This is a genomic window from candidate division KSB1 bacterium, from assembly GCA_022562085.1.
Taxonomy (GTDB): Bacteria; Zhuqueibacterota; Zhuqueibacteria; order Oceanimicrobiales; family Oceanimicrobiaceae; genus Oceanimicrobium.
The window spans coordinates 1-5,253 of sequence record JADFPY010000319.1; the positions used below are offsets into that span (position 1 = coordinate 1).

Annotated in this window: 6 protein-coding genes; all 6 read right to left on the bottom strand. The window is 44.7% G+C overall.

The window, feature by feature from the left end; all coding sequences use genetic code 11:
- Window positions 1-200: 200 nt before the first annotated feature.
- A complete protein-coding gene (locus IH879_19150; protein MCH7677045.1) occupies window positions 201-1,421 on the bottom strand; it encodes an HDOD domain-containing protein in 1,221 nt (406 codons plus the stop codon).
- Window positions 1,422-1,506: 85 nt separating this feature from the next.
- Window positions 1,507-2,394, bottom strand: coding sequence for a pilus assembly PilX N-terminal domain-containing protein (locus tag IH879_19155; GenBank protein MCH7677046.1), 888 nt, complete (start codon window positions 2,392-2,394; stop codon window positions 1,507-1,509).
- A 225-nt stretch (window positions 2,395-2,619) separates the two neighbouring features.
- Complete coding sequence (locus IH879_19160) at window positions 2,620-3,051, bottom strand: response regulator (GenBank protein ID MCH7677047.1); 432 nt, start codon at window positions 3,049-3,051, stop codon at window positions 2,620-2,622.
- Between the two features lie 42 nt (window positions 3,052-3,093).
- On the bottom strand, window positions 3,094-3,681 hold the full coding sequence (locus IH879_19165; protein MCH7677048.1) for a hypothetical protein: 588 nt from the start codon (window positions 3,679-3,681) through the stop codon (window positions 3,094-3,096).
- Window positions 3,682-3,733: 52 nt separating this feature from the next.
- The gene (locus IH879_19170; protein MCH7677049.1) at window positions 3,734-4,279 is read right to left on the bottom strand and encodes a hypothetical protein; all 546 of its coding nucleotides are present in this window, start codon (window positions 4,277-4,279) and stop codon (window positions 3,734-3,736) included.
- A 66-nt stretch (window positions 4,280-4,345) separates the two neighbouring features.
- Window positions 4,346-4,927, bottom strand: coding sequence for a hypothetical protein (locus IH879_19175; GenBank protein MCH7677050.1), 582 nt, complete (start codon window positions 4,925-4,927; stop codon window positions 4,346-4,348).
- Window positions 4,928-5,253 lie beyond the last annotated feature (326 nt).

Genomic DNA, 5,253 nt, shown 5'->3' on the forward strand with positions numbered 1-5,253 from the left:
GGCTCGAGGGGGCGGTGATGATGCAGTTGTTTCGGTGGTTTTTGCAGGTTGGTAGAATTTGCTGAAATGAGCCAATAGTGAGAGCTACTAAATTCCCCTCTCACCCATTGCACACTTTGGCAATAGTGTGAACTTTTTTGTCACCCTAAAAGCATGAGACTCAGTGTACCTGATTTGCAAGCCATTTTTCCACTAGCATATCAATTAACCGACAAATAGATCCGATCAGTCCGTATGACAGTCTCGATGAAAAGGGAGGTCAGATCCTTCTCCGCCGATTTCAGATTGGATAGACAAAGGAACACTTGATCCCAATCACCTCTCTCATAGGAAACAGCTAATTGAAAGACCTGGCCCCATGTTCCTTTCTTTCCCAACAAGGCGTTCTTCATATCTTCGGAGACAGGAAGTTTTGACAAAATATCAGAAAGGGGCTGATCCAGAAAGGCGTCGAGCCGGGAAAACAACCCCACAAGGAAAAGTTCTGATGCCTGTTCTTCTAACCCTACTAATGAGGCGAGTGATTCACAGAGATTGGCCCGGAACAATGAACTGAGCACAAGTTCTTCAGACTTATCTTTTCCCATGCTGCTCATGGCAATCAGGGATAACCACTTCTTAGCTTCACATAAACCTATTAAGCTCAAAGCATGTCTAATGGAACGAATCTCGTTAGGAAAACCGAAGTAAGCTGAATTGATATAGCGGAACAGCTTGTAAGAAAGCGTGACCTCCTCCTTAAAAATGTTTTCTAATTGGTCATAATCTAAATTCGGCTGGTTGACCTGTTGCAAGAGTCGCAGAAAATTCAACTTGTAGGCCGGCACATCTCGACCGGCAATCATGTCGGGTTCTGCAAAAAAATAGCCTTGGAAATAAGAATAGCCCATCTCTACAGCTTGTTTAAAGTCTTCATGGGTTTCCACTTTTTTGGCCAGGAACTTAATTCGTCGAGAGTCCACTCTTTGAATAATCGAACTTCTTTGCTCAACTTCGGTGTTGACAAAATCAACCTTAATAATATCGACCAATTCGAGTAGTGGAGACAGTTCAGGCTTGAAGACAAAATCGTCTAAAACCAGTGTATAGCCTAATCGCTTCAATTTTTCGCAGGTGGTCACTATTTCCGCATCAGGTGCCACATCCTCTAAAATCTCCACGCCTATCGACTTATTTGGAAAAACAGTGGCGAACTCTTGCACCAAGAGGTTTCGAGAAAAATTGACGAAAGCCATTTTCCCTCTGGTCAGCGTATCTATCCCAATCGACAAAAAACTATGTGTGAGAACCGTGGACGTCGCCTGGTCTCCGTCAGAGTCGTCATAAAAGTTATTTTTACACCCAGACCGGTATAATAGTTCATAAGCATAGACTTTTTGTTGTCTATCAAAGATAGGTTGTCTCGCTAAAAAAACTTCCATAGTTTGCTCCCGCTCACCTCTTTATCCTCAAGACCGACTTTCTACCAAAAACGTGCCAAAAAGATTGAATCAGGTCTTGGAGTGGTTACAGTTCCCGCCAGGAAAATACTTGACTCACGGTCTCCCTAATTTCATGCTCCCCAAATCTCCCCATATATTCAGAATTATATTGAACCGTAATATGGTTACCCGTTCCGTCGATGTCACCCTTGGCCACAATTCCACCGGTAACTGAGCTTTGAGTGGGGTTGCCGCCGCCATGTATAATAATACCGTCATTATTGCGCAAATACAAAACGCCTTCGACCCGTGATGAACCGTCCAATATAATGTCTCCATCCACCACAAAGATTCCGTAAACTGTTGTTCCGCCGTTGACGCGAAGATCTCCTTGTACCCAGGTTACATTTGGAGTGGTCCCACCGAAATAAAAATTAAAATTTGGGTAACCATGAGAGGGAATAAACACGCTATCTGTTTCCACATGGCCTTGCACGGTAGCCATGGCAATCAAGGTGCTGTCGTCCATGTCGGGGAGGAAAGGTGCATTCGCGAGCATCAGAGATGAATCGGGGTCTCCCGATTCATCTAAGGCGGTAACATTGTCAATATCGTCGGTGGAAAAAATACCAAAATCTTCAATCGGAGGCTGATAACTCATTTTAACTTGCACACCCTTTTCAGCCCGATCTATATAGCCAGTTGAGGTTAATGTTAGCTCGTCATCCTCCTGTTCTATTGAGATTGCAAAAGAGCCCTCCCCTATAGAAACCGTTCCTTGGTAGTCACCGGTTTGACCGTTCAATATAAGCTTAATACCATATTCTACGCCGGCTTCTGCCAAGTATTGCGCTTGAAGCCTTTGCACAAAATTCACCGACATCCGGCTGTCCGTAGTCATCAATGAAAGACTCGCAACGCCCAAAGTCGCAAGTGTTAAAATGATAAAAAATACGAAGGCTATGGAAATCATCCCTTTTTCCTCCGAGAGTTCTGCAAAACATCTTCTGAAAAATCCGGTAGTAACCCAAGAAGACCTCAGGATACCAGGAGGAATGCCCCCACATTGCTCTTTTGCTATAAACGAATCCATGATTCCTATGAGACTCCTAAACTTTGTGGTGAATCCTTGAACTTCGCCAGCTTTTCACTGGCTGTAATTTTTATCGGTATAAAGGGTAAGTCTTTTGTGAAAATTTCAACTTTGGTAATCGACTCTGAACGCAATGTTATGCAGGGCGGCAACGAGTTTATCCAATAGTTTTTCTTTGTTAATTGGCTTAGCCAGATAACCCTGAATATGATTGCCTATTCTCCCTTTAATTTCATTCGTTTCTGCAAGCGTTGTACAAACTACAATCGGTATCTGGGCGTACTCGGGTCTGCCCCGGAAAAGGGTCAGGAACTCAACACCGGTTAAACGGGGCATCAACAGGTCGAGCAGAATCAGGTTGGGTACTTGCTTGCCTTGCATGATAATCATGAGCGCTTCCAGGCCGTCTTCTGCTTCCAGTATTTCACAGCCAAATGCCTCCCTGACAATTTTGACTAATAAGCGCCTTTGATCACTGTCGTCCTCAACAATCAGTATTTTTGCGCTTTCCGCGAGTTTGATTTTTGTGAGTTGCATGATATTTTATCCTCTGTGTTCCATAAATCGCTTGCTTAAATATTAATTACTCCACGCCACTGCATATCGTGAAAAGTGTGGAATCCGGCCATCCACAAATTTAAGATAACCTTCTTCCTGATTGACAATTATCTCAGCTGTCTGCATTTCTACCCACTCGTCCGTTTTACTGTCCAAATAGTAGAGAGTAAGGGTTTCCGGGTTCACGCCGGATAAATCCAGGTTCCTGGCCTCGATATTCAGTAGAGCAGGTGGGCTGAAGGTAATCCCATGGGGGCCGAAAGACATGAGGAAACTCTGGTCATCCAGGCCCATCTGTAGTACAGCATCGCGACTGATGGCTCCAGCCAATACCGTCAAGGTCATTTTTACTTCAACGTTTCCATTATTGTGTTCTAAACCCTTGTAGTCAATGATGAGTTCACCGCCATCCTTCCGGGTGACCTTTTGAGATACCGGTATCATCTTCTTCAGTGACGGACTGCCCGTACCAAATACTAGAATTGTATGTTCACTTTTTGCTTCCGGAGTCACCGGCGAGTTGTTCAAACATCCGCCAAAATTCAGTACCAATCCAGCCGCAAGGGCCAAACCAAAGAGTGGACGGATGAAGTTTTTGAATCTTTTCATTTTAAATTTCCTCTGCGTTTAAGGTGTTAATAAATCATCGTTTGTTTAGCTGCTATTCAGCCCCAATTGCATAGCGGGAGAAATGGTCGGTATAGCCTATAACCACTTTCTTGACTTTGTCAACCTGGTTGCCGATGAGTTCCCACTGTCCGGTGGTCTCGTTGTAATAACGAATTTCGAGGTTGTCTTCGTTAACGCCTGTGAGGTCGGCGCCTTTGTAAGAAAGCTCAACGCGCACTGGCAGATTAAATTTTGTGCCATGGGGTGAGAAATCAGCTCCGCCTTCGAGAAAGCCGGTGGATTCCCACCAGAAGTTAATTTGAATCCAGGTGCTTAGGGCTCCAAAGGGTACAGACAGTCTGCTTATTCCATGGCCTGGAGTGCCGACCACAATAGTACCGCCGAAGGGGCCTATCCATCTCGACCGTTCAAACTCTTTTTTAAGACTCGGGTTTTTTACCTTTAATATTTTGAACCCGCTACTTTGGGTCTCAGATAATTCGGGAGTAAGAGGTGATTGCTCGGTGCAGGCGCTGAAGTGAAGGGTTAGGCTTAAGGTCATGAGGCCCGCTGCGATAAATTGAATGGTGCGTTTCATGTTTATTCTCCTTTGTAGTTTAAATTCTATTCTCTGATGACTGTTAATTATTTGCAAAATACCTCTCTAATTACTCCACGCTAATGCATAGCGTGAGAAGTGGTTAATCTTCAGCATAAGCCACCCATTTACTAAATCAACCTCATCCGGTTGTTGCTCTACCCGAATACCGTCTTCCTGGACATAGTAGAGCTTTGGGTTAGAGCCAGCGTAGTGAAACCAGACAGTTGCTGCCGGTTCGAACGTGGAACCATGCGGCCCAAATTCAAAGAGCAGTTCATTGTTAGCCCTATCTTGGACTACCGTCATGGTAAGGGTTACGTTCTGTCCAGAAAGCTCTGCCGGAGGTGTCAGCGCGCCGTAGAGCAATTCGAATTGCGAGCCTTGCGAGAGATTAATTTTACCGCCCTGATATTCGTTCCACTTTTTGTAGTAGCGGGACGTCATCGAACCTTGCTCAACAGTGTTGCCTGTTGCAGTATCGCCCTCAGGGCTGAGGCTGGGCCTCTTGTTGAGCGTGGCTGTTTGGTCTTTAGTACTGCTGGCCTCAAAAGGCGACTGTTCGGTGCAGGCGTTGAAGTTGATGGCCAATCCAGCCATCAAGAGGCCAGCTCCAACCTTTGCGAAAATTCTTCTAATGGTTTTCATTTTAGGTATCTCCTTTATGGTTTTTCTCCATATGTTTTAGTTTAGTAACACCGTTATTTGCCCCTGTATAGGCAAAGGCAATGCCAAACCAAATAGCGGGTATCTAAGTGGCTATTAATATGAAACTAACGAGTTTTTGAGGAGAAAGTACGAGGATTCACGAATTTGCTGATATCAGCCAACTATTTGCTCATATCAGCCAATTGGCTGATATGAGCCAACATTTGAAGAACACAGCGTGCGGTTGTTGTGGGGGTTAAGGGTACTAAGCATCGTGAAGACAAGAACAGACGTAAAAGCTGGTGGTATAATGCTAAATCACAATG